The 24,182-nt window shown below is 34.4% G+C and carries 22 protein-coding genes and 1 pseudogene; 7 read left to right on the top strand and 16 right to left on the bottom strand.

The window, feature by feature from the left end:
- Positions 1 to 135: 135 nt before the first annotated feature.
- Positions 136 to 642 carry a GNAT family N-acetyltransferase gene (locus tag CER22_RS13910; protein WP_000405878.1) on the top strand — a complete coding sequence of 169 codons (507 nt, stop codon included), beginning with the start codon at positions 136 to 138 and terminating at the stop codon, positions 640 to 642.
- A gap of 510 nt (positions 643 to 1,152) precedes the next feature.
- Here CER22_RS13910 and CER22_RS33655 read toward each other — a convergent pair.
- The gene (locus CER22_RS33655) at positions 1,153 to 1,275 is read right to left on the bottom strand and encodes a hypothetical protein (protein WP_080492832.1); all 123 of its coding nucleotides are present in this window, start codon (positions 1,273 to 1,275) and stop codon (positions 1,153 to 1,155) included.
- A gap of 329 nt (positions 1,276 to 1,604) precedes the next feature.
- Here CER22_RS33655 and CER22_RS13900 point away from each other — a divergent pair, with 329 nt between their 5' ends.
- The 3 genes from CER22_RS13900 (at position 1,605) to CER22_RS13890 (ending at position 4,554) form a co-directional block, all read left to right on the top strand.
- Positions 1,605 to 2,276, top strand: a complete 672-nt coding sequence (locus tag CER22_RS13900) for a response regulator transcription factor (protein ID WP_088121252.1) — start codon at positions 1,605 to 1,607, stop codon at positions 2,274 to 2,276.
- A 65-nt stretch (positions 2,277 to 2,341) separates the two neighbouring features.
- Positions 2,342 to 3,796 carry a HAMP domain-containing sensor histidine kinase gene (locus tag CER22_RS13895; RefSeq protein ID WP_088608953.1) on the top strand — a complete coding sequence of 485 codons (1,455 nt, stop codon included), beginning with the start codon at positions 2,342 to 2,344 and terminating at the stop codon, positions 3,794 to 3,796.
- Between the two features lie 245 nt (positions 3,797 to 4,041).
- The gene (locus CER22_RS13890; RefSeq protein WP_000351216.1) at positions 4,042 to 4,554 is read left to right on the top strand and encodes a GNAT family N-acetyltransferase; all 513 of its coding nucleotides are present in this window, start codon (positions 4,042 to 4,044) and stop codon (positions 4,552 to 4,554) included.
- Positions 4,555 to 4,586: 32 nt separating this feature from the next.
- Here the strand turns inward: CER22_RS13890 and pdxR are convergent, their stop codons facing one another.
- A complete protein-coding gene (gene pdxR, locus CER22_RS13885) occupies positions 4,587 to 5,987 on the bottom strand; it encodes a MocR-like pyridoxine biosynthesis transcription factor PdxR (RefSeq protein ID WP_088608952.1) in 1,401 nt (466 codons plus the stop codon).
- A 120-nt stretch (positions 5,988 to 6,107) separates the two neighbouring features.
- Here pdxR and CER22_RS13880 point away from each other — a divergent pair, with 120 nt between their 5' ends.
- Together CER22_RS13880 and CER22_RS13875 are read left to right on the top strand one after the other, a co-directional pair.
- Positions 6,108 to 7,034 carry a DMT family transporter gene (locus CER22_RS13880; protein ID WP_088608951.1) on the top strand — a complete coding sequence of 309 codons (927 nt, stop codon included), beginning with the start codon at positions 6,108 to 6,110 and terminating at the stop codon, positions 7,032 to 7,034.
- A gap of 115 nt (positions 7,035 to 7,149) precedes the next feature.
- A complete protein-coding gene (locus CER22_RS13875) occupies positions 7,150 to 7,674 on the top strand; it encodes a DUF4871 domain-containing protein (RefSeq protein WP_087983429.1) in 525 nt (174 codons plus the stop codon).
- Positions 7,675 to 7,971: 297 nt separating this feature from the next.
- Here CER22_RS13875 and CER22_RS13870 read toward each other — a convergent pair whose 3' ends face one another.
- The 14 genes and pseudogenes from CER22_RS13870 to CER22_RS13810 form a co-directional block, all read right to left on the bottom strand.
- Positions 7,972 to 9,171, bottom strand: a complete 1,200-nt coding sequence (locus CER22_RS13870; protein WP_088608950.1) for an NAD(P)-dependent malic enzyme — start codon at positions 9,169 to 9,171, stop codon at positions 7,972 to 7,974.
- Positions 9,172 to 9,230: 59 nt separating this feature from the next.
- Entirely contained in the window at positions 9,231 to 10,577 is a 1,347-nt protein-coding gene (locus tag CER22_RS13865) for a 2-hydroxycarboxylate transporter family protein (protein WP_000512729.1), read from the bottom strand.
- A 122-nt stretch (positions 10,578 to 10,699) separates the two neighbouring features.
- On the bottom strand, positions 10,700 to 11,407 hold the full coding sequence (locus CER22_RS13860) for a response regulator (RefSeq protein ID WP_088608949.1): 708 nt from the start codon (positions 11,405 to 11,407) through the stop codon (positions 10,700 to 10,702).
- Positions 11,404 to 13,008 carry a sensor histidine kinase gene (locus CER22_RS13855; protein WP_088061780.1) on the bottom strand — a complete coding sequence of 535 codons (1,605 nt, stop codon included), beginning with the start codon at positions 13,006 to 13,008 and terminating at the stop codon, positions 11,404 to 11,406. The genes CER22_RS13860 and CER22_RS13855 overlap by 4 nt, the downstream gene beginning before the upstream one ends.
- A gap of 78 nt (positions 13,009 to 13,086) precedes the next feature.
- Positions 13,087 to 13,905, bottom strand: a complete 819-nt coding sequence (locus CER22_RS34280; RefSeq protein ID WP_434087966.1) for a methyl-accepting chemotaxis protein — start codon at positions 13,903 to 13,905, stop codon at positions 13,087 to 13,089.
- A gap of 120 nt (positions 13,906 to 14,025) precedes the next feature.
- A pseudogene (locus CER22_RS34275) lies at positions 14,026 to 15,039 on the bottom strand (HAMP domain-containing protein); the annotation flags it as partial.
- 282 nt (positions 15,040 to 15,321) lie between these two features.
- Complete coding sequence (locus CER22_RS13845; RefSeq protein ID WP_142291672.1) at positions 15,322 to 16,071, bottom strand: C39 family peptidase; 750 nt, start codon at positions 16,069 to 16,071, stop codon at positions 15,322 to 15,324.
- A gap of 13 nt (positions 16,072 to 16,084) precedes the next feature.
- Positions 16,085 to 16,906 carry a transporter gene (locus CER22_RS13840; protein ID WP_088061776.1) on the bottom strand — a complete coding sequence of 274 codons (822 nt, stop codon included), beginning with the start codon at positions 16,904 to 16,906 and terminating at the stop codon, positions 16,085 to 16,087.
- Positions 16,907 to 17,112: 206 nt separating this feature from the next.
- Positions 17,113 to 18,363, bottom strand: coding sequence for a sensor histidine kinase (locus CER22_RS13835; RefSeq protein ID WP_088061774.1), 1,251 nt, complete (start codon positions 18,361 to 18,363; stop codon positions 17,113 to 17,115).
- Positions 18,360 to 19,031 (bottom strand): response regulator transcription factor, encoded by a 672-nt coding sequence (locus CER22_RS13830; protein WP_088061772.1) that lies wholly within the window; start codon positions 19,029 to 19,031, stop codon positions 18,360 to 18,362. The genes CER22_RS13835 and CER22_RS13830 overlap by 4 nt, the downstream gene beginning before the upstream one ends.
- A gap of 150 nt (positions 19,032 to 19,181) precedes the next feature.
- A complete protein-coding gene (locus tag CER22_RS13825; protein WP_048562841.1) occupies positions 19,182 to 19,886 on the bottom strand; it encodes a metallophosphoesterase family protein in 705 nt (234 codons plus the stop codon).
- A gap of 646 nt (positions 19,887 to 20,532) precedes the next feature.
- The gene (locus tag CER22_RS13820; RefSeq protein ID WP_097890741.1) at positions 20,533 to 21,405 is read right to left on the bottom strand and encodes an ankyrin repeat domain-containing protein; all 873 of its coding nucleotides are present in this window, start codon (positions 21,403 to 21,405) and stop codon (positions 20,533 to 20,535) included.
- 290 nt (positions 21,406 to 21,695) lie between these two features.
- The gene (locus CER22_RS13815; protein ID WP_001259409.1) at positions 21,696 to 22,199 is read right to left on the bottom strand and encodes a nitrous oxide reductase accessory protein NosL; all 504 of its coding nucleotides are present in this window, start codon (positions 22,197 to 22,199) and stop codon (positions 21,696 to 21,698) included.
- A 131-nt stretch (positions 22,200 to 22,330) separates the two neighbouring features.
- Complete coding sequence (locus CER22_RS13810; RefSeq protein ID WP_087983445.1) at positions 22,331 to 22,585, bottom strand: hypothetical protein; 255 nt, start codon at positions 22,583 to 22,585, stop codon at positions 22,331 to 22,333.
- 253 nt (positions 22,586 to 22,838) lie between these two features.
- On the opposite strand from CER22_RS13810, the gene CER22_RS13805 reads away from it, so the two are divergent.
- Entirely contained in the window at positions 22,839 to 24,143 is a 1,305-nt protein-coding gene (locus tag CER22_RS13805; protein WP_088608948.1) for a CitMHS family transporter, read from the top strand.
- Positions 24,144 to 24,182 lie beyond the last annotated feature (39 nt).

The following is a 24,182-nucleotide window of genomic DNA, read 5'->3' as shown; positions in this document are numbered from 1 at the left end:
TTCATTACATATTAAAAACAAAACATTGTAGCATATATCTTTTCATTCTTTTACAAATTAAAAGAGACTGTTAACAAAACGCATACACAATCTTATTGAAGTAATGGATTTATTTCGACCAAGGAGGTTATAACTATGGAAATTCGCTTATTAACGACAGAGGACGCAGAAATATATTTAAAAGTTTGTATGGAAGGTTTAACGAAGAACCCGGAAGCTTTTAGCTCTTCTTATGAAGATGTTCTTAAACATGAGGATCCTGTAGCTGCTATGGCAAAACGATTAAGCAATCCGGATAAGTATACTCTAGGGGTCTTCAAAGATAACGATTTAATCGGCATTTCTACTTTAGAAACAAAGCCTTTCATTAAACAAGAACATAAAGCAAAAATCGGTTCCGTTTTTGTTTCCCCAAAAGCGCGTGGCCTTGGAGCAGGAAGAGCTCTAATTAAAGCAATTATCGAAAATGCCGATAAATTACATGTAGAACAACTTATGCTCGATGTTGTAGTTGGTAACGATGCCGCAAAAAAATTATATGAGTCATTAGGCTTCCAAACTTACGGCGTACAAGAGCGTTCATTAAAACATAACGGGCAATATTGGGACGAGGAACATATGGTTCTGTTCTTAAATGATTAATACTTCAATATAGTTTTTTAAAAGCATCTTCTTATTAAGGAAGGTGCTTTTTTCATTACAACAATGTAATCTTCATGTCACCTTTATCGATCGTACCAAACCTTTCCATTCATTATACTAAAAGTATAAAGTGAAACTTTACTCAGTGGAAAGCTTTACCTCCACTGAGTATTAGCCCTCACCAATCGGGCTTTTATGGGCAGTTGATCTTCCATCTAACTTCTTCGCATCCATTAAATATTTAGATGGAAGTCTTACTGCCCATTAATGCGGGGTAAAGTGACACTTTCATTAGTGAGGTACCAATCATGAAATGAACGTATAGCATTCAATTGATATATAAAGGAGAATGTGACATGAAACAAAACAAACGAGCTATGCTTTTAATATTTACTACAGCAATTGTAACTTCTGGTTTAGCAATTTTACCTTGGTTTATTATATAAAACTATTCCCCTAATGACGAAAAAAAGCTTATTGCTTCTTAAGAAGCAATAAGCTTTTTCTATATTATAAAATCCCCAAAATTTTATTTACACAACTTATAATAATAACCATAGATACGGTAATGCACATGACAACCGTATTACGATCTTGCTTTTCTTTTTTTGAAATTTCTTCTTTTGGATTCATGTGTATGATCTCCTTTTAAAAAAAGTGTGAGATAGGAAATTTTTCTTATCCGATGCGAGGTGAATACGAAAACCCTCTCTATCTCACATACACAATAGAATGGAATTGTCATTTTATAAATAAAATGACATGACGTTATGTCGCAACATAGGGTATTTTGTGTCGCTACGTTTTCTATTATAAAAAATAGTTGTGCAAAACTAGTGCATTTTTTATGTCAATTACTCTGAGCGAGAAATCACTCTTCCACTCAATCACATAAAAAGAGTTTTTTATCATTTTCATGTAAACTATACAAGTAGAATGAACAGTTTGGGGTGCACAAGATTATGGTAAAAATTTTATTAGTAGACGATGAAGAACGTATGTTACGATTATTAGATCTGTTCTTAAGTCCTCGTGGCTATTTTTGTATGAAAGCTACCTCTGGCCTTGAAGCACTAAAGTTAATAGAACAAAAAGACTTCGATATTATTTTGTTAGATGTAATGATGCCGAATATGGATGGATGGGATACTTGCTATCAAATCCGTCAAATTTCCAACGTTCCAATCATTATGCTAACAGCTCGTAATCAAAATTACGATATGGTGAAAGGCCTCACTATGGGCGCGGATGACTATATTACAAAACCCTTTGATGAGCATGTATTAGTCGCAAGAATCGAGGCTATATTACGCCGTACAAAGAAAGACGGCTTCGTTAGCTTCAATGGTATTGAGTGGGATAAAACGAAACATACTGTCACAGTATATGACGGAAAAATCTCACTAACTCCTATCGAATTTTCGTTACTTGGACTATTTTTACAAAATACAAACCGTGCTTATAGCCGAGATGATTTAATCGAAAAAATTTGGGGTTATGAAACAGACATTGAATATAGAACAATCGATTCACATATTCGCAATATCCGTGATAAACTACGCAAAAAAGGATTTCCAGTTGAAAATTACTTAGAAACTGTCTATAAAGTCGGATATAAATGGAAAAGTGAATAATTACTTCGGTCAGTGGAAAATATCGTACCACTGACCCTTTATTATGAATAAGGTATGGTGAGAAAATGAGTAAACTTTCACTTAAAATCGGGACATACTTTTTAATATTAGCTTTATGCATTGAAACAATTGCTTTCGTTTCTTTTTACAAAAGCATTTCAACAATGCGGATTGAGGAAGAAACACTTGCTCTTTTAGAAAAAGGTAATCGCTATAGTAAAAAAATTAAAAGTCGCGAGAGACGGGATGAATATTATAAAGAAATGCAACACGCTGAACACAATAAAAATCCTAAACGCCCCGTGTACCCCGAGTTCGATATTGCGAATGCGGCTGCACACTTAGTTGAATCGGAATCAATTTCTAACTCCGATATAGCTATCATTATTACTGACCATAACGGCAAAATTATTTCCACCTCAGAACCCGTAACAAAAGAAATGCAAAAACAACTTACTTGTAAAACAGAATCTGTCCCAGAAAGCGGATTAATCGTTGAAAGAAACTGGAAAAAATCAAAATTCATCACAACAGTAAGCCAACTTAACACAACAAAGTTTCAAGGAAAGTTATATATGTTATTAAAAACATCTTTCTTAGAAAATATGTTACTTAAACTCATGAACCAATTTCTTATCATTAGTGTTTTAACAATTATTTTAACGACTATTTCTGTCTTTGTTTTTTCTCGTGTTATTACAGAACCGCTTATAAAAATGAAGAAGGCAACAGAAAAAATGTCAAAGTTAAATAAGCCAATTCAATTAGGTATTAAACGGAATGATGAACTTGGAAGTTTAGCAAAAACGATTGAAGATTTATCTAGTGAACTGACTTATATGAAAAAAGAACGCAATGAATTTCTCGCTAGTGTTGCCCATGAACTATTAACTCCATTAACCTATATGAAAGGTTATGCGAAGGTAGCAAAGAGAGACTCTTTAACGAAAGAAGAGCGTGAAGAATACTTACAAATCATTGAGGATGAAACAGATAGTGTAACCGATCTCGTCCAAGATTTATTTATGCTGGTGCAATTAGAACAACACCAGTTTGTTATAAAAAAACAAAAAGTGATTCTTCAACCATTTTTAGAACGAATGGTTGAAAAAACAAAAACAACATTAACAAATAAACAAATGCAACTCCATGTATATTGCAAAGATGATTTAGAAGTTTGCATAGACGAAAGACGTATGGAACAAGTTATGTTAAATTTATTACACAACGCTTATCAACATTCGCCAGAAAACACTACTATTACGATACGCGTACTCACAGAAACAGATTCTTTTACAATAAGTGTAGCCGATGAAGGAGAAGGTATTCCTGAAGAAGATATCCCGCATATTTTTGATCGTTTTTATCGTGTTGATAAATCGAGAACGAGAGCTACTGGAGGAAAAGGTATCGGGCTAGCTGTTGCAAAAGAAATTGTAGAATTGCATAACGGTTCCATTCTAGTAACAAGCCAATTAGGAGTAGGAACAAACTTTAGAATCGAGCTACCTTTTGAATAAGATGCGTGTGAAAACACCAGTAGTAGTAAACACTACTGGTGTTATTTTGTTCATAAAATCAGCTCATATAAGCTAACCTTTTGAAATTATTCTTATTTCAATATAAAATAAAGTAAAACTTTAACCAATCGGGCAGTTATCTCCCACCTAAAATCCGCGCATTCGCCGGATTTTAAAGTTGGATTCTTACTGCCCGCAAATAGCGGGGTAAAGGTACATTTGCAAAGATTTGGAGGGTGATATAATTGGATATCCATGTATTAACAAAAGATGAAGCAGAAATTTACTTAGAACTTCGTGTAGAAGGATTAAAGCAAAACCCTGAAGCTTTCAGCTCTTCTTATGAAGATATTATTAATAAAGAGTGTGCGATTGAATATAAAGCACAAAAATTAGCACAAGATGAAAACTATACACTAGGTGCATTTAAAGATGGACAATTAATCGGAGTTGCAACGCTGGAAACGAAACCATATGTAAAACAAGAACATAAAGCTAAAATTGGTTCTGTATATGTGTCTCCAAAAGCACGCGGACTTGGAGCAGGAAAAGCACTTATTAAAGAATGTCTTGAACTTGCTAAATCTTTAGAAGTAGAACAAGTTATGCTTGATGTTGTTGTTGGCAACGATGGTGCGAAGAAACTTTATGAATCATTAGGTTTTAAAACATTCGGTGTACAAGAACGTTCACTGAAATATAACGGACAGTATTGGGACGAAGAGCATATGGTCTTATTCTTAGATGAAAATAAATAATAAAAAACATCCTCATGCCTGGAGGATGTTTTTTACTTTCTTGTATACCATGCCTTATGTAATAATTGAACCGCTTTCGCAATTTCGTCTTCTGATAAAATTGCAAACCCAAGTAAAACTACATTTTCAGGCGCAGTACCGTCTTTATAGTACGTAGAAACAGGATATATTTTAATACTATATTTTGCAGCTTCTTTAATTAGTTCTTCTTCTCGCATTCCATTATGCACTTTTAATAAAATGTGTAATCCAGAATCTTCTCCTATCACTTCAACACGATTAGAGAAATACTTCTCTATTTCAAAAACAAGTCGATCCCTCTTTTTTCGGTAGACGACGCGCATTTTATGAATATGTTTTCCCCAATAGCCTTCATTTAAAAACTTTCTAATCACTTCTTGGTCCATTCTTGAAACACTTTGTGTATAAAACAAATATTCCTTTTGATATTTTTCAATTACATTCTTCGGTAATACTATATAGCTCATCCGTAATGAGGGCAACAAAGCTTTTGAGAGCGTCCCCATATAAATAACTTTCCCATCTGTATCTAAACCTTGTAGTGCCGGAATTGGCTTTCCTGAATAACGAAATTCACTATCGTAATCATCTTCAATAATATACCTGTCTTCCTCTTTCTTCGCCCATTGTAAAAGCTGCGTCCTTCTCGTAATAGGCATAATCATTCCATATGGGAATTGATGAGATGGAGTTACAAATACAACATTCACATCGCTATTTTCTAAATCTGCCATACAAATTCCGTCTCTATCTAAAGACAACATTTGAACCTTCTTCTCTCCCTGTTCAAAAACGACCATTTTCCTATGATAACCTGGATTTTCAACAGCATAATTACTTCCCTTCAACAATTGAAAAAGTAACTTCACTAATATTTGTGTTCCCGCCCCTAATACAATTTGGCTAGCTGAACAACGCACACCTCTAGATTCATACAAATAGTTGGCAATTTCCTCCCTCAGGCTCAATTCCCCTTGAGGATGTCCAAGAAAAAGCAATTCATTATTATGTGGTTGCCATACATCATTTATAAGCTTGCGGTACGTAGTGAACGGAAACGTATTCGTATCAACCCCTGTTTGGGTGAAATCAAATGTATAGTTCTCCTCCCGAAACGGTACTTCTTCTACTTTCGCTTCACTTCCTTCTACATAAATCATTTGTTCAACTTTACATACAAAATAACCTTTTCTCGATGCTGACTCAATATAACCTTCTGCAAGTAATTGCTCGTAAGCCGCTTCTACTGTATTCTTACTCACTTGTAAATAGCTTGCCAGCTTTCTTTTTGCAGGTAATTTTGTTAAAGCCGGAATCGTTCCATCTTTAATCTCTTTTTTTATATACTCATACAATTGCACGTACAATGCTCTTTTACTATTCACATTTAAATTAGGCGTTAATTCTAACATAATGTCTGACCCCTTAATAAAACTAAAATCTGATACTTTTTACAGTACCAGAAGTTATATATAATTCCTTTTATCATGTCACACATAAAAAATCAAATACCGGAGAGGAGAAACATGATAATGAACAATGGTAGACGTATCGGACTCATTATGATTATTATAGGGGCTACATTATGGGGATTATCTGGTCCAATGATTCAGTGGCTATTTCAGCATACTAATGTATCCTCAATTGATTTTTTAACAATTCGCTTGTTGCTTGCAGGAATATTTATTTTGTCTTTCTTACTTATAAAGAAACAAAACATATTTCAAATTTGGAAACACCCTAGATATTCTATACAACTTATTATTTTCTCTATTCTCGGCATGCTCGGTGCGCAATACGCCTTTATTGAAACAGTTCATATTAGTAACGCCGTTACAGCGACATTATTTCAATTTTTTGGCCCTGTTCTTATTACCATTTATGTCGCATTTGGACAAAAAAAATTCCCAGCGTCTATGCAACTGCTCGCAATTATAACAGCACTAACGGGGACATACTTTATTATTACAAATGGTTCAATTGAAAATATTGTTTTATCAAAAGAAGCCATTATTTTTGGTCTATTAACTGCAATTGGATTTGCATTTTATACCCTTCATCCAGCCTCTCTTATTAAAGAATGCGGAACAACTGTAGTAATTGGCTGGGGAATGTTAATTGGCGGTATTGCCCTGCTTATTTGTAATCGCTCGTTTGAATGGAATCAGCTTTCACAAACTTTTACATCAAGAACTTTTTCTATGCTTATTCTTATCATCATAAGTGGCACTCTTTCTTTCCTCCTTTATATCGGTAGTCTGAAATATTTAGCAGCAACAGAAACGAGCATTTTATCTAGCATTGAACCACTTGTAGCTGCCATCGTTTCAATCGCTTGGCTAAATGAATCCTTTGGAGCATATCAATTATTAGGCGGCGTATGTATCGTTCTTTCTGTTATTTTCTTAACGATGCCACAAAAAGAGAATGAACCTGCCTTTTCAACTGAACAAATATAGAAAATGTCAAAAGAGGTCGTACAAAACTTACGACCTCTTTTTATACTTTAAAGGAATTGTCCCGCTTTCTAGCAAATACAATTACACTAACAATAAAATTTAGGAGTGTGACACCATGAAAAAAATCGGAACTATGCTACTTTTCTCTTTTCTCATCGCTGGATGCACACAAGCGCAACCTGATTCAGAAGCACCTAAAAAAGAAGCCATCGCAACGTCATCCACTCAAGTTAATGCACCTTCCTTCTTTCATCTTAGCGTTTTAAAAGATGTAAATTGGGAAGAAACACCCTCCTTCATACAAGAAAAAATACCTTTAAAAGGCATCGAAGAAAAAATCGCAATGGCTGATAGTCCTATTATCGCAAATGAAAAAAATGAAATAATGTGGTACTTTTTAGATCCTGAAATGCCAACTGGAAAACTATCTATTATTGCACTAAAACAAGGATCAATAACTCCAACACCCGTACTCTTTCAACAAGAAACTTCCAAACCAACTTGGACTACTTCAAATACAATTGATTCTACTACAAACGAACTCCCTCTCACTATGTCACTACCTTCATCTGGATTATGGATATTAAATATATATGTGAATGAAAAATATTATGATCAGTTTTTAATTACCGCTGAGTAAAGTGACAAAACTAAAACACTTTCTTACAACAATGTAATTTCTACGTCATATACTTCGATAGTTGAAGTATCTCCCTTCTCTTATACTTAAAGTAAGAAATGACATGAGGAGAGATGAGAGATGAAAAAAATGATAGAAGTGATCGTAGCAGTAACTGAGGTTTTAGTAAATGGTAAACAAGTTGCAATGGAATTAAATAAATAGTGAAGACACACAAATAAATAATTTTACACTTCTTCATTATTTTGATTTCTTATCTCAAAAAGGCAGTGCCTTTTTAGGCACTGCTTTTAGCTATTAATAACTTGGTATTTTCATAATTTGCGCCACACCTGAATCAATGGCCGCTTTCGCTACAGCTTCCGCAACACTTGGAACAACTCTTTTATCTAACGGATTCGGGATTACATAATTCGCATTACGTTCTTCGTCCGTAATGATGTTAGCGATCCCATATGCTGCCGCTAATTTCATCTCTTCTGTAATATCAGTCGCGCGCACATCTAACGCACCACGGAATATCCCTGGGAACGCCAATACATTATTTACTTGATTCGCATAATCCGAGCGTCCGGTTCCTACTACAGCTGCCCCAGCCTCTAATGCATCCTCTGGGAAGATTTCTGGAATTGGATTCGCCATAGCAAACACAATTGCTTTCTCATTCATCGTTTGTACAAGTTCTTTCGTTAATACGTTAGGAGCAGATACGCCAATAAAAATATCAGCTTGATGAATCGCTTCTTTTAACGTTCCACGCACATATTCTCGATTTGTCTTTTTGGAAACTTCAATTTGTGCTTCGTTCATCCATGATTCACCTTCACAAACAATACCTTCTAAGCTAACTAACGTAATGCGCTTTGCACCAGCTTTTAATAATAATTTTCCAATTGCAATTCCTGCCGAACCCGCACCGTTAATAACAATTTTCACATTATCCATTTGTTTGCTAACAACTTTTAATGCATTAATAACAGCTGCTAAGACGACAATAGCGGTCCCATGTTGATCATCATGGAATACAGGAATATTTGTTTCTGCTTTTAATCGCTTTTCAATTTCAAAACAACGTGGTGCCGCAATATCTTCTAAGTTAATTCCTGCAAACGTAGGCTCTAAATTTTTCACAAGAGTAACGATTTCATCCACATCAGTCGTACCTAAACATAACGGGAAAGCATCTACATTCGCAAATTTCTTAAATAAAATACTCTTCCCTTCCATAACAGGCATAGCTGCTTTCGGTCCAATATTCCCTAAACCAAGTACCGCTGTTCCATCTGAGATAACTGCCACCATATTACCGCGTGCCGTATAGTCATACACTGTTTCTTCATCCGCCGCAATTGCTTTGCAAGACTCCGCTACACCTGGTGTATATGTCAGGCTTAAATCATCCGCTGAATTTACTTCTACTTTACTTGTAATTTCAATTTTCCCTACTAATTCTTTATGCAGTAACAATGATCTTTCATTAATTTGATTATCTAACATACTTATAATCTCCCCTTAAATTGACAAGCTAGCTATATGAATATAGCTAGCTTGTTTGATCATGAAAACATTTTCAATAAAATTGTCGCTGTTACAACCATTGCTGCCCCGCCTAAACGTGTTGAAATTTGCGCAAACGGCATTAATTCCATACGATTTGAAGCTGATAAAATAGCAACATCTCCAGTTCCACCTAAACCACTATGACATCCCGTTACAATTGCTGATTCAACTGGATACATTTTCATCACTTTCCCTACAAGAAAACCTGATGCTACCATTGTAAGAACAACTGATGCGCACACAACAACATATCCTACTGAAAGAACTGCTGCTACGTCTTTTAACGGAATATATAGCAATCCTAGTCCAACCATTAACGGCCAAGTTAAATTCTTCGAAATGAATTTATATAAATGGAATGCTCCTTGCTCCATTTTTGCTGGCATTAATTTAAAGTATTTCACAAGTGCTGCTGAGAAAATCATAATGATTGCCCCAGGAATACCGATGAACTTAGAAGCAAATCCTCCGAAGATGAAGAACGTACACGCAATTAATAAACCTGCTCCCATTAATGAGAAGTCAATTGGCTTCTCTGTATTTTGTTCTTTTAATAACTCTGCTTGATTGTCTGTTTTCACTAATACACCGTTACCACTAAGCTCCGGTTTCTTCTCACCTAAACGCTTCATATACCCTGCACTCACGATTGCGAACATATTTCCAATAATAGCCGCTGGAATAAGTTGTGATACAAACGTTGCTGATGATTCATTTAAAATATCACTATAAGCTAGCGACAATGGTAAAATCCCTTCTCCAATACCACCACTCACAATTGGTACGATGATAAAGAAGAATGTTTGCTTCATTTCAAATCCAAATAGTGAACCGACCAATAATCCTACCGCTACAGAAGCTAACGTCCCTACTACTAAAGGTATAAACATACGAACGAAACCTTGTACTAATACTTTACGATTCATTCCTAAAATACTTCCGACTACTAAACAAGAAATATATAAATATAAAAAGTTCGATTTTTTCATTAACATAGTCGCAGCTTCCATTGAAGCTGGATTCATCCAGTTAAAAAATACAAGTAATGATGGAATAAATAATGAAAGTATTGCCGGGCCGCCGATATTTTTTAAAATTGGAATTCTCATTCCAATGTCGCCTAAGAAAATACCCATGATCATAATAACTGCAAATCCACCAATCATATCTGCTGGCAATTTATTATATACAGATGCCCCATAAATAATAGCAGCCAATACTACATATAACGGTAAAGGTATAACACCGATTTTTACATTCATAATTTTAGAAGCGAAAGATTCTCTTTGTACTTCATTTCCTCCAGAAAATGATACCGCTTCCACATTCTTTTGAATTCCCATATGGCACCTCCTTGTTTTCTTAATAACAATATTAAAACGCTTTCAATAGTAAAAATAGTTTTTGTAAGTTTTGTAATTGATTTTGTAATTAAAAAAAGTATAAGCGACTTATAATAAGTCGCTTATACGTAAAACTCTATTTTATTTTGGTCAATACATCTTAATTTACTCACTGGTCTTCCTACATGTTGATACACCATTTCGTTTTCTAATACTCCAATTTCAGTCAAAAACATTACATACTTTCGAATAGAAACTCTTGAAACTCCAACTAATTGCGCCATTTCATCTGTTGTAAACGCTCGTCCATTCAGCGACTCGATCTTTTGCCAAATTAATTGCATCGTTTGCTTCGTTAATCCTTTCGGAAGCTCTTTAGTGACAGTAGGCTCTCTTTTTTCTTTTTGCAAAATTAACGAATCTAATTCCGATTGACTAATTTTTTGTTGTTCTTTCATGAAAGTAAGCTTTTCTCGATGTATAGTTAACGCCTTTTTAAATCGTTCAAATGTAAATGGTTTAATTAAATAATCTACTACACCATATTGTAATGCTTTTTTAATACTCCCCATATCATGTACAGCTGAAATCATCATAATATCGATTTCTTTTTCTTGGTTCCGAATATACATTAAAAGCTCAAATCCAGTTTCTTCAGGCATAAAAATATCAAGTAATACTAAATCTACTCGTAATTCCTCTAATACTTCTATCGCTTCTTTAACGGAGTTAACTGCTTGAACAAGTTCAAACCCTCCTACTTGCTCTAAATAATGCGTATTTAACATTGCTACCATCGGGTCATCTTCTACAATTAAAACTTTAATCATATTTGCCTCTCATCCCTACCTTTAGGTATTTCAATTGTTATCGTTGTTCCCTTTCCTACTAATGAATGCATATGAATTTCCCCATTTATTCGCTGTATACTTTCTTTTACAAGATACAAACCATAACCACGGTTATCTCCCTTTGTGGAATAACCTTTCGTAAATAATGCCCCTATTTCTTCTTCTGGTATACCTTTCCCCGTATCTTGTACTGTAATGATTAATGTATCCCCATATTGTATCTCAAGTTCAACTTGCTTCTTTTCACAATTCATCACTGCCTCTAATGCATTATCAATTAAATTTCCGACAATCGTAATTAGTTCATGAATAATACTTTCATCATCTATTTCCGGCATGTAAGAATCTTCACTTATGATTAATTTTATATTTTTCTCTCTAGCATAGCTAAGTTTCCCAAGTAAAAAACCAGCAAATACTGGACTTTTTATTCTCTCCATAACCCCACCAATTTCATATTGATGCTCTGATACCATACCGCTTATATACTTCTGTAATTCTTCATACTGCTTCATGTGTGTAAGTCCTAATACGACATGCATTTTATTCATAAATTCATGCGATTGTGCCCGTAATGCTTCCGCATATAGTCTAATACCAGTTAATTCTTCTGCTAATTTTCTAACCTCTGTTTTATCACGAAATGTTGCAATTGCACCAACTATTTCTCCTTTTACATATAAAGGAACACGATTCGTCACAATCGTAATTCCATAAATATTTTGTTCTTCGTTTAATTGTACCTCTCCCGTTTGTAATACTTCTTTTATACGTGAATTAGGCATATACAACTCAACATCTTTACCGATAAAATCTTCTTCAAGTCCACTTTTCTTAAACAATCGTTTTGCCTCATTATTTATTAAAGTTACATTGGCTTCTTTATCTACAGCAATAATACCTTCCTTTACAGATTGTAGCATCGTATTTCTTTCTTCAAGAATTTTCGCTATCCTGTGAGGTTCAAGACCGAATAAACTTTTCTTTATATGTCTAGCTAGCAATATTGCTCCTATAATTCCAACTAGTACTCCAACTCCGACACCAATGTAAATGATATGTCTACTTTCCCTAACTCTCTCTTTTACATTATCTGCTGAAATACCAACGGCCACCGCTCCAAGTTGTTCACCTGTTTCAGAAAATACAGGTACAAACACTCGCATTGAAATACCTAAAGTTCCTTCTGCCAGCGATACATGTTCCTTTCCTTTCAATGCAGGCCCTTCATCTCCCCCAATAAAATGATAGCCTATTTTTTGAGGATTTGGATGTGATTTTCTTATTCCATTCATGTCCATAACTACAATGAATTGAACACCTGTGTTTTTTAATATTCTATTTGTATACGTTTGGATTGCAGAAGTATCTGCCTTCCCAATCAAACCATCGATTACAATTGAATCATTCGCCACAATGTGTGCAATTGTTTTTGCTTTCTCTGCTTGGCTATCCTCCGTCGTCCGTTCTACATTATGACTAATTAATATATCTGTCACAAGTAAAGAAAAAATTACAACTGTACAAACTAACAATGTAATCGTTTTCCATAAATTCCATAGTCTTTTTCTTTTTTTCATCCCGTTAATGACTCCCCTAATTGCTGAATAGAAAAATAAGTAAGGTGAAAATAATATCACCTTACTTATCTGCTGTTATTATACTTTAAATTTACTAGTCATCGCTTGTAGTTCTTCGGCCATCCCAGCTAAGTTTTGCGAAGCTGAACTAATTTCTTCCATTGAATTCACTTGTTCTTCTGTTGAAGCAGCAACACTTTGCATACTAGCTGTATTTTCTTCTGCAGCCGCTGCAATTTCATCAATAGCATTTGTCACTTCATTTGCATCTCCAGCAATTCTCTTCGTTGTTTCTACCATTTGATTAACTTGAGAAACAATATGTGTAGTAGAACTTAAAATTTCCGTAAAACTTGCTTTCGTTTTTGTTACAACATCAAGGCCTTGTTGAACTTCTCCATTCACATTATCCATCGCCTTAACAGTATGTTCAATATCCGCCTTAATTTCTGCAATTAAATTTGCAATCTCTCCAGATGATTCTCCTGATTGCTCCGCTAATTTTCTAACCTCATCAGCTACAATAGCAAACCCTCGGCCCTGTTCACCTGCTCTTGCCGCTTCAATAGCCGCATTTAAAGCTAATAAGTTCGTTTGAGTAGCGATGTTTTGAATCGCTTCAGAAATAGCTCCTACCTGCTTTGATTTCTCATCAAGAAGTTTAATAATAGCATCTGACTCGGATACCGATTTAGAAATAGACTGCATTTGTTTTGCTGTTTGTTCAACCAATTCTTCCCCTTCTTCAGCTCTTTCTCTCGCATGTAATGAGGAGATAGAAATTGATTCCGCGCTTCCAGTTACATCTTGAATTGCTGTATTTACTTGTTGTAATGTAGCCGCACCTTCTTCAACACCTTGACTTTGTGATTCAGCCCCACCTGATACTTGTTCCATTGCAATTGTAATTTGATCTGTCGCATCATTTGCTTGCTGTACGCTCGCTGTTAACTCTTCAGCCGATGCAGCGACATGTTCTGCTGAAAAACTAATTTGAGTAATCACATCTTGTAAAGAGGCAGACATTTCATTAAATGAATTCCCTAATTTCCCTATATCATCCTTGGAATGGATTGTAATTTTCTCTGTCAAATCTCCCTTACTAATTTTATGTGCCGAGTCAGCTATTTTTCTTAATGGTCTTGTAATAGACTTTGTAATGAAATAAATTAATACACTACCAAATACAATAGCTATAGCAATGACAATCAAAGTCTTATAAAACACTGGATTCGCAGCTTCGGTAATTTCTTCGTCGAACATAACCCCGACTACTTTCCATCCTGTTTTCTCATTTGTTGCAAAGATTAAATTCTTTTTATCACCTTGTTCTGTATAAGACACATTTCCTTGTTTTTCTTCATAAATTGGTTTAATCCACGGATCAGTAACTTTTGCACCTGGTTTTCTAGATGGATGACTAACAATTTGCTTATTTTGATCTAGAATAACTGCATAACCTTTTTCACCAATGTTAATCATTTTGGAAATTTTTAAGATGTTATCTAAATTTAAGTTAATTCCTATAACACCTTTACCATCTTTTACTTCTTTAGCAATTGTCACTACCATATTTTTAGTAGATGCTGATTGATATGGTGCAGTAACAATTACTTTCCCTTTATTTTCATGTGCTTCTTTATACCAAGATCTATCTGTTGGATTATACCCATCAGCCATTTGGATAAATGGTTCTCTTATAAACTTTCCTGCCTGTGTTCCAATATAAATACCTTCTACTTCTGGATGAAGTTTTATATATTGCGTTAACTTCGTTCTTACTATTTCTTCTTGTCCGTTTGGATATGTATCCTCTGTTAAAATGTCTGCAAAGTACGCCGCATCAACAAATTTCTCTTCTATATTTTGAGAAATAACAGTATTTAAAACTGAAATATTCTCCTTTGCTTTACCTGTAATTTGTTGTTCAAAATTTGTTTTGGCAGTTTGATATGAAACACCACCGATAATAAGTCCTGGTATAGTTAAAATAAGAAAAAATGAAATGATTAATTTTTTCTTAACACTCATACATTTAACCCAGTTAAATATTTTTTGCATAATAATCCTCCTTTATGTAATGTGGATACTTGTGTAATTTTATACAAGTAACATATATAAAACAATATATAATGATAACATGTAATTTTTTTGTCAATTATGCATTTTTACATATTCACTACTTCTAAATATTTAATCATAAAAAATAAGAGAACCTCAGCTTATTATATAAGCTGAGGTTCTCTTATTTCTTAACAAAAAACACCCACAAAAACTCCTCTTACAGTTCCTTACATCTATTTCCTTACTAATTCATTTAGAGCTTTTCACATAACTAATCGCCTGACTCCCCATTTGCATCCATGCCTTTTCAAATTTTCCTCTCGGCACTTTTACATCTAGGCTATCCTCGAGAGGATCCCGAATATATACAAATTCTTCATCGTATCCAATCAGTACTACACAATGTTCATTATACGTAATAGAAACATCTCCGCTATTTGTTTCCCATGTAGTAAATTCATCTTCATCTAATGGCGCAAATGTTGCATTCGTAATCATAACTACCGGTTGTCCTGATTGTACACTCTTATAAAGTTCTTCTATACTCTTCCCTGTTAAGTCCACAGCTTTATTAGGTAAATACTTTTTCGCTAATTGAAAAAGTGGTCCGTGATATACACCATATCCAGATTCAGAAAAGGTATAAATATTCCCTACAAATCCTTCATTCGGATTTCCACGTACACCATCGTTCATAAAATCAACTTTCTTTATTTCATTTGCTAATTGCATCTTATCCACTGTAATGCCTGCATATTGTAACATCATCGCTAAGCTAGTCACTTCACAGCCTCTATCTAGCTCTGGTAATTGCTGAATTAAAGGTACATTCGATAAGATGACCTTTTCATCATTATTACTAAAATCTGCTTCTTTTCCGCTTTGTATATTGAAGAATGTTAACTTCTCCACATACTTTGTAATGCCATTTTTATATACATTCCATACTGCTATAGCTAGTAAAGCCATACATATATACCACTTCCATCTCCGTATCACTCTCACGCCCTTTTTAGTTCGTTAAATAAGAATAAAACGCATCAGCATCCGTGCGAATCACCGGTACAAAATTTAGTTCTTTTCCTTTTTCAGGCTGATCTTTTTTAATTTTTTCTGCTAATTCTTGAACGTTCATATTCGTTTTATCCATATTAAGCTCATCTGCCATTTGTAACACTTTTTGTTCATTAATTTCGCTTAATACTTGATATATATCTTTACCATACAAATCAATATGATATTTTTTTGCTTCTTCCTGCACCTTTTGTTCATACACTTCTTGCGCTAACGTTTCTATCTCTTTTTCTTTTTGTGAAATACCTAACTTCCCTGCTTCCTCTCTTACTTTCGTTCCATAGATTTCTTCCGCAATGTCTTCTATTTCTTTTCCATTTGTCGAAATGCCTAATTTATCCGCTTCATCATTAATTTTAATCGTATTAATTTGATTAATTAAATTTACAATCGTTGTATTTTCTATAGATATGCCTAGCTTTAACGCTTCTTGCTTCACTTTTGTTTCATAGATTTCTTCTGAAAGAGTTCCAACGTCTTTTCTTTCAATCGAAATTCCTAACTGTTCAGCTTCTCTTCCTACTTCCGTCTCATGAATTTCTTTTTCTAGCGTAATTTGTTCTTTCCCTTCCGTTTCAATACCTAGATTCTCCGCCTTTTCTTCTGTATGCACCGCATGTATCTTTCCATTATTTAATTGTTCTTTACTGCGCTGCGTGTAATTTGTCTTTCCTTGTGATGTTTCAGAAGGAGAGGCACCCCCTAATATGCTTAAGCTCATTACTCCAATAGTGAATACCGTCATCATTTTCTTTTTCAAAATTAATTCCTCCCTCTTACACTTTCTTTTCCATCATTCCCTATACATAATCGAAATAACATTATGATCGATATAATCTGCTCAAATACCTTTTTATAATCGCTTCTTCATAGGGCGAACTTTCTTTATATCATACATGTTATAAATAGTTTCTTAACTTTCCCTTAAAAAAAGACGACCTTGTAAAAACAAGATCGTCTTCTCACTTATATTCTTTGATTTTTAGGGAAATTCACTTCAAAACAAGTACCCTCTCCCCATTTGCTATCTACTAATATTTTCCCATAATGCTTTTCTACAATCCAATTTGCGATTGAAAGGCCTAATCCCGCTCCTTCTGACGCACTTCTCGCTTTATCACCTTGATAAAAACGATCAAATAATTTTGGGATGTCCTCATCTTTAACCCCTATCCCGTCATCTTTCACTCGTATATGAATTGAGCTGCTCGTTTGCGTACAATCGATTTGAATATGTCCGCCCCCATTTGTATACTTCATCGCATTATCTAACAATATGACCATCATTTGATGAATTCTCTCTCTATCACCCATAAATGATATGTCATGTTCTACTTTCAATATCATCTCTTTTTCTTGATATGAAGCAATTTCCTTATATGGATCTACTATTTCTTCTAACAATTTATCCATTTCAAATGTTTTCTTATCCATCTCAATTTGATTAGAATCCGAACGTGCTAACAATAATAAGTTAGTTACAAGCTTAGATAACCGTCTACACTCCTTTGAAATCGTAGAAATATCCATCGCTTTTTCTTCTATTGTCGCAGATGGTGACTGGAATAACACATCCGTTTTTGATTGAATAACTGCAAGTGGTGTCCTTAATTCATGTGATGCATCCGAAACGAATTGCTGCTGTTTTTCCCACGAATTTTGAATGGGTATGAGTGCCCTGCCGGCTAAGAAAAAGCCGATGCCTATTGCACATAAACTTCCTACACTACAACCAATAACAAGAATTAAAAATAAAGTATTTAACATTTCTTTTTCAGCTGTTATATCGCGTACAATTTGAACTATTTTTGTATCTTGTTGAAATGCAAACGTTCTAAAATATTGCCCTTGCACTTCTATATCTTGCAAAGTTCCTAATTTCTTTGGAGAAAACTTTTCCAAATTATCTTCAAAGATAAAACGGCGTTTGCCGTTTTCAATGCCTATCTCCACTGTGTTTCCAAGCCAAGTTAACTCCGTTATCCTTGGATCCCCAATCGGAGGATATCCCCTAATTTTTTTAGGTAGTTTTTTATCATCTGAATTCTTTCTATGCTGAACGGATTTTCCTATCGATTTATCTACTTCATTATAAATACGATTATATGTGTATGAATAAATGATACTGCCTAATACACCTATCAAGATAATAAATACTAATGAATTCAATATAGTCAATCGAATGCGTGTTTTCTGAAACATGCTTCCCTTTTTCATTGTTCTTTTAATATATATCCAATACCTCGAACAGTTTGAATATCTTTCTGATAACCGAATGGCTCTAATTTTTTACGTAAATGATGTACATACACTTCTACAATTGCTACTGTCGTATCTGAATCAAATCCCCAAACACGATCAAAAATTTGTTCACGCATTAAAATCTTTCCGCTATTTTGAACAAGGTACTCTAGAAGCTCATATTGTTTTAGTGTTAACTTCGTACTTTGTCCATCTACTTGAACGTCTTTATCTTTTCCGAACAGTTCAATCCCTTTATAACGAATAGTCTGCTTTGTTGTTAAATTACCGCTTCGTCGTAATAAAGCACGAATTCTCGCTTTTAACTCTGGAGCCTGAAATGGCTTAACGATATAGTCATCCCCACCAAAGTCTAAGCCTTTCACGCGATCTTCTAAAGAGTCTCTCGCTGTCAAAAATAGGACTGGTGTTTCAATTTTTTCATCACGTATTTTTTGAATTACTTCAAAACCGTCCATTTCTGGCATCATCACATCAAGTAAAATGGCATCATATATATTTTGTAACGCTAGAAATAATCCATCTTCCCCATTCAATGCTGTATCTACTTCAAATTCATCGCGTAATATTTGGACAATAGACTCTAATAAAGAAGCATTATCTTCTACTACGAGTAAGCGCATATTCTCACCTTCCACCATATTGTTCAATTCTATTTATAATTATATTTTAACGTTTTTCTCAATATAAAATTTGAATGATTTATTATAAAAATTCTTTCTTAAATTTTTCTTAATAAAAAATTGAAAGAAATAAGACTCCCCTTATCTCTTTCAACTTTTTACTACGTACACCTTTTTACTCGGCAATTCTAAACAATTTAACTGGCCACCATATACAGCACCGCCATCAATCCCTATAATACGATTACTCCCAAAATACACGCCGCAATTCTCACTACCATGAAACGTTTTTGTTTCCGTATGACCAAATACAACAACCTTTTCACCACTATACCCACTATGAAACTCATTACGTATCCACATTAACGTATATGGTTCACATTCCGAAACTCGCTTCAATGGCTCAACACCGGCATGTACAAATATATACTCTTCTGTTTCAATGTAATGATCTAATTCTTGAATAAATTTTACATGTTCCTCTAAAACATGCGATTGTAAAATTGGTTTTTGGAAGGCTTCTTCATTAACCACAATATCTTCTTCTACAAAGCCATAGCTGTATAAAGTCTTATCTCCACCATTCCTTTTTACCCAATGGTTCCATGAACGTTCTTCATCAGTCGTTAACGCTTTAATCATCATATCTTCATGATTACCCTTTAGAACGAGGGCTCCCTCTTCTTTTAACGCTTTTACCTTTTCAATTACAGCACGCGCATTGGGACCACGATCTACATAATCCCCTAATAAAATCAATTGATCCTGTCTTGCATCATATTGAGCTTCTTCTAATAACTGTTCGAACTTTTCTATTTCTCCATGAATATCACTAATAACAAGAATTCTTTTCATATTATCCCCTTCTTTCTAAGCCACTCTCTTTCTAATTATAGTTCAAAACAACAGAAATTTCTGAATCCATATTCGAAATCACATTTATTACAAATAAAACGATTGTCCTTACAACAATGTAAGTCTCTTGTCATCCAATTCGATAGTTGCAAGTGCTATATTTCCTTATACTAAAAGTAAGAAATGAAACAAAAAACAAGGAGAGATGAGACATGAAAAAAGTGATGGAAGTTGTAGTAGCGGTGGCAGAGGTTTTCGTAAATGGCAAACAAGTTGCAATGGAGTTAAATAAATAATGAAAAGGACAAGATTCATTCTAGACCCTTTACTCATATAAAAGAGATAAGACTTCTTCATTTTTTTGATCCCTTATCTCCTTGTAAAAAAAGCCGTATCCTTTTTTGGGATACGGCTTTCTTATTGCCATGTTCATTTACACACTTTATTATTCCTAGTTGGTTATAAACAAGTAAAATCTCGGCTTAAATTGTTTTATCCTCCTTATTTACTATACCCTCTCTTCAAACAATTTTTTCAAAACAAAAATCCCATTCAAATACACATTACTGAATCCATCATACTAAATGACTTCTTCATTCTGTCTATCTAAATGAGATTATTTCGTACTTTTTATTTCTTTATCTTGTTATTCCACCGGTTGTGGTTGTGGCTGTACGACTTCATTCGCTCCAGCTAACCTCAACATATTTGCAATATCTTTAAAACCTCTTTTTTCAGCATATTGCAGTGGCGTAATATTTTCCTTATTGGCCAAATTTACATCTGCCCCGTGGTCAATAAGCATTTGAATTACTTTCTTATGGTTTTCACTACCATTTCCTAATACGATTGCTTCTACTACAGCTGTTCCACCACGATCATTTCTATAGTTCACATCAATATCTGTATGCTCTAATAACTCTTTTACGACCTCTACATGGCCACGTTCAGATGCAGAAATGAGTGCTGTTCCACCTGATTTAGTAGTTTCTTTCGTATTAACCCCTGCATTAATTAGTAGCTTTACAATGTCTGTATATCCTTCTCTACTTGCATAAAGAAATGGATTACTTTGTTTCTCATCTTTCCTTTCAATATTAGCACCTGCACCAATTAATGCTTTAACTGTCTCTACATGATTTTGATACGTTGCTGCAAGGATAGGAGTTTCTCCGTTGTCACCTTCTACGTTTATATTGGCTCCATCTTGAATCAGCTTCATAGCTGTTTCCGTGTCTCCAAGAGTCGCAGAAAGTAGCAACTGTTTGTCCATTAAATTTATACTTTTTTCTTCTTTAGGTTCTTCCTGTTCTTTATGCTTTTCTTTTTTCTTTTCGTTTTTCACATGAACCGGTTTCGATTCTGGCTCCTCTTGCTTATCGCAAGCCACTACCGTCATTAAAAGTCCTAATAACATACATAATAAAATTTTTTGTTTTCTCACAACTACAGCTCCTATGAAAGATAATGTTTTCTTAACCATTCCTCCATCACATACAATAACTCTTCTTGAGTACATTTATCCATAAGCCCTTTATATTCCTTCTTTAATCGGATTATCTTAAAACCTATACTATGTTTCTCAACCTATTGGAATGATGTGCCTGATGGCCTCATCATTAACATTATGAAGCAATTAGTTTAGCACGATTTTACCGCATTTGTATACATTTCTAAAAAGTACATAAATGATTGCTTTAGGTTACTATATTCCATTGTAACCGTTCTTCTAAAATTTTTACACCTTTTCTATATTTGCACCTGAGTAATACTAAAAAAGACAACTTATGTAGTTGTCTTTTTTTAGTATTAATGATGACCACCGTGATTTCCCTTTTTCGGGTTCCCCATCATCTCTTTATTCATTTCCCATTTATGCTCTGCTAGCTCTTTATATGAAAGAACTTTCCCTTTATAGTTAGACACAAAGTTTTCTGCATCCTTTTTATTTTCAAATGAAATGACATTATAAGCCATCGGTGTCGTTATTGTTTTATCATATACGTAAGTCGCATCTTCTAACGAAATCCACTCTTTCGAATCATAATCTCGAACAAATTTTTCTTTCGTCTTTTCACCTGGATTAATCTCCATCCATTTATACATACAACCGATATCATCAAACTTTAACGCTTTTCCATTTTCTAAAATGACTTCTGTTGCAAATTGATTATCCATTACCCCAATTTGGCAAATATCACACTTATCATGTTTCTCATCAATTGCTACAGCCTCTGCTTGTTTCTTACCACATCCTACTATTGTAAAGACAAAGAATAAGCATATAGCAAGTGTCACATACTTTGTTCTCATTTTACTTCCTCCCTAACCGTATCTTCCACAAGGAGCATATCAAAAAGTTGTGTGAGATTTGTGAAAAAATAATGTACTTTTTGTAATATAAAGACCAAAAAAGATGTGTAGCCATTTCTACACATCTCTCATCATTCACAACCTGTAATTAATAAATCGTCTTCTAACTTAACTAATAATGTATCTGTATTAATTTGCTGACCAACAACTACATTTACTAACCTTATATTTCCACTAATACCGACCGCAACTTTTTCAAGCTCACCGTTATTTTTTCGGATCATCATTAAATTTTCCCACTCATATACGTAAGAAGATTCATTAACAAAAATCTCTTCTACTTTTCCTTCATAAGAACTATAAATCTCTTCAATTCTCGTTTTCATATAAAATCTACTCCCTATTTCACACTTCAATATTTTCATCTTATTCTACCATTCTTACGGAGAGCAGCTTACTTTTTAAAAATTCAAATTAACTACCGTGAACAAAATGACCAAAATAAAAATTATGCTTCTAATGATGTTATTTTTCAAATTATTTACCATTTGAATGAATGCTTTTATGATAAATAAAAAACACTTTTTCTGAATTTTCGTTACATTTTGAAAGCGCAATCATTCTTGAGGGGGAGATTACATGTTAGCACTACTTGGATTTGCGATGGTATTTGTCTTTATGTTTTTAATTATGACGAAACGTATGTCAGCACTAGTAGCATTAATATTAATTCCAATTACTTTCGCATTAATTGGCGGTTTTTATGCAAATATGGGACCTATGATGTTAGAAGGAATTCAAAAACTAGCACCTACTGGTATTATGCTTATGTTTGCTATTTTGTATTTTGGAATTATGATTGATAGCGGTTTATTCGATCCTGTCATTAGTAGGATTTTGAAATTTGTAAAAGGAGATCCTTTAAAAATTGTTGTTGGTACAGCGATTCTTACTATTATCGTTTCATTAGATGGGGATGGAACAACAACGTATATGATTACGGTTTCCGCAATGTACCCATTATATAAACGCCTTGGAATGAATCCACTTATATTAGCTGGGGTTGTTATGTTAGGAGCAGGAGTGACAAATCTTACACCGTGGGGCGGACCGACAGCTCGGGTTATGAGTGCTCTTGGACTAGACGCATCAGAGCTCTTTACACCACTTATACCAGGAATGATCGCTGGTGCAATTTGGGTCGTTTTCGTTGCTTACTATCTTGGCAAAAAAGAAAGAAAACGATTAGGAATTATGGATGTACAATACTTAAAACAAATGCAAACGATGGATGAGCAAGCTGCCACAGTAGAAGCTGCCGTTCATAAACGCCCTAAACTTCTATGGATTAACTTTTTATTAACTGTTACCTTACTTGTCTGTCTCATACTAGAAGTTATGCCGTTACCTGTTTTATTTACAATCGCTTTCGCCATTGCTGTTATGCTTAACTATCCGAACTTAGAACAACAGAAAGAACGTATTGCTTCTCACGCAGGAAACGTATTAGCCGTTGTTTCTCTCGTATTTGCCGCTGGAATTTTCACTGGTATTTTATCAGGAACAAAAATGGTAGATGCAATGGCTCAAAGTGTAGTCACTCTTATACCAGACGCTCTTGGACCACAATTACCGATTATTACAGCTCTTCTTAGTATGCCGTTCACATTTTTCATGTCCAATGATGCATTTTACTTCGGAGTATTACCTATTTTAACGAAAGCTGCCGCTACTTACGGAATTAGTGCAGCTGAAATGGGACGTGCTTCATTACTCGGGCAACCTGTTCACTTATTAAGTCCTCTTGTCGCTTCCACTTATTTATTAGTCGGAATGGCCAAAGTTGATTTTGGTGAACATCAACGCTTTACGTTACTTTGGGCTGTTGGAACGACAATGGTGATGTTAATTACGGGAATTGTAATCGGAATTATTCCAATATAAGACGTAAAAAAACAGTAGAAGAAATGTAATTCTCTACTG

The organism is Bacillus sp. K2I17, from assembly GCF_002209985.1.
GTDB lineage: Bacteria > Bacillota > Bacilli > Bacillales > Bacillaceae_G > Bacillus_A > Bacillus_A wiedmannii.
Note: the sequence above shows the minus strand (reverse complement) of the source record. Positions and strands in the feature narration are given on the sequence as shown.

Coding starts and splice junctions, on each gene's coding strand:
- CER22_RS13910 (WP_000405878.1), top strand. CDS start 136: ATGGAAATTCGCTTATTAACGACAGAGGACGCAGAAATATATTTAAAA.
- CER22_RS33655 (WP_080492832.1), bottom strand. CDS start 1,275: ATGAATCCAAAAGAAGAAATTTCAAAAAAAGAAAAGCAAGATCGTAAT.
- CER22_RS13900 (WP_088121252.1), top strand. CDS start 1,605: ATGGTAAAAATTTTATTAGTAGACGATGAAGAACGTATGTTACGATTA.
- CER22_RS13895 (WP_088608953.1), top strand. CDS start 2,342: ATGAGTAAACTTTCACTTAAAATCGGGACATACTTTTTAATATTAGCT.
- pdxR (WP_088608952.1), bottom strand. CDS start 5,987: ATGTTAGAATTAACGCCTAATTTAAATGTGAATAGTAAAAGAGCATTG.
- CER22_RS13880 (WP_088608951.1), top strand. CDS start 6,108: ATGAACAATGGTAGACGTATCGGACTCATTATGATTATTATAGGGGCT.
- CER22_RS13875 (WP_087983429.1), top strand. CDS start 7,150: ATGAAAAAAATCGGAACTATGCTACTTTTCTCTTTTCTCATCGCTGGA.
- CER22_RS13870 (WP_088608950.1), bottom strand. CDS start 9,171: ATGTTAGATAATCAAATTAATGAAAGATCATTGTTACTGCATAAAGAA.
- CER22_RS13865 (WP_000512729.1), bottom strand. CDS start 10,577: ATGGGAATTCAAAAGAATGTGGAAGCGGTATCATTTTCTGGAGGAAAT.
- CER22_RS13860 (WP_088608949.1), bottom strand. CDS start 11,407: ATGATTAAAGTTTTAATTGTAGAAGATGACCCGATGGTAGCAATGTTA.
- CER22_RS13855 (WP_088061780.1), bottom strand. CDS start 13,008: ATGAAAAAAAGAAAAAGACTATGGAATTTATGGAAAACGATTACATTG.
- CER22_RS34280 (WP_434087966.1), bottom strand. CDS start 13,905: ATGGAACAAGTATCAGGTGGGGCTGAATCACAAAGTCAAGGTGTTGAA.
- CER22_RS13835 (WP_088061774.1), bottom strand. CDS start 18,363: ATGAAAAAGGGAAGCATGTTTCAGAAAACACGCATTCGATTGACTATA.
- CER22_RS13830 (WP_088061772.1), bottom strand. CDS start 19,031: ATGCGCTTACTCGTAGTAGAAGATAATGCTTCTTTATTAGAGTCTATT.
- CER22_RS13825 (WP_048562841.1), bottom strand. CDS start 19,886: ATGAAAAGAATTCTTGTTATTAGTGATATTCATGGAGAAATAGAAAAG.
- CER22_RS13820 (WP_097890741.1), bottom strand. CDS start 21,405: ATGTACTCAAGAAGAGTTATTGTATGTGATGGAGGAATGGTTAAGAAA.
- CER22_RS13815 (WP_001259409.1), bottom strand. CDS start 22,199: ATGAGAACAAAGTATGTGACACTTGCTATATGCTTATTCTTTGTCTTT.
- CER22_RS13810 (WP_087983445.1), bottom strand. CDS start 22,585: ATGAAAACGAGAATTGAAGAGATTTATAGTTCTTATGAAGGAAAAGTA.
- CER22_RS13805 (WP_088608948.1), top strand. CDS start 22,839: ATGTTAGCACTACTTGGATTTGCGATGGTATTTGTCTTTATGTTTTTA.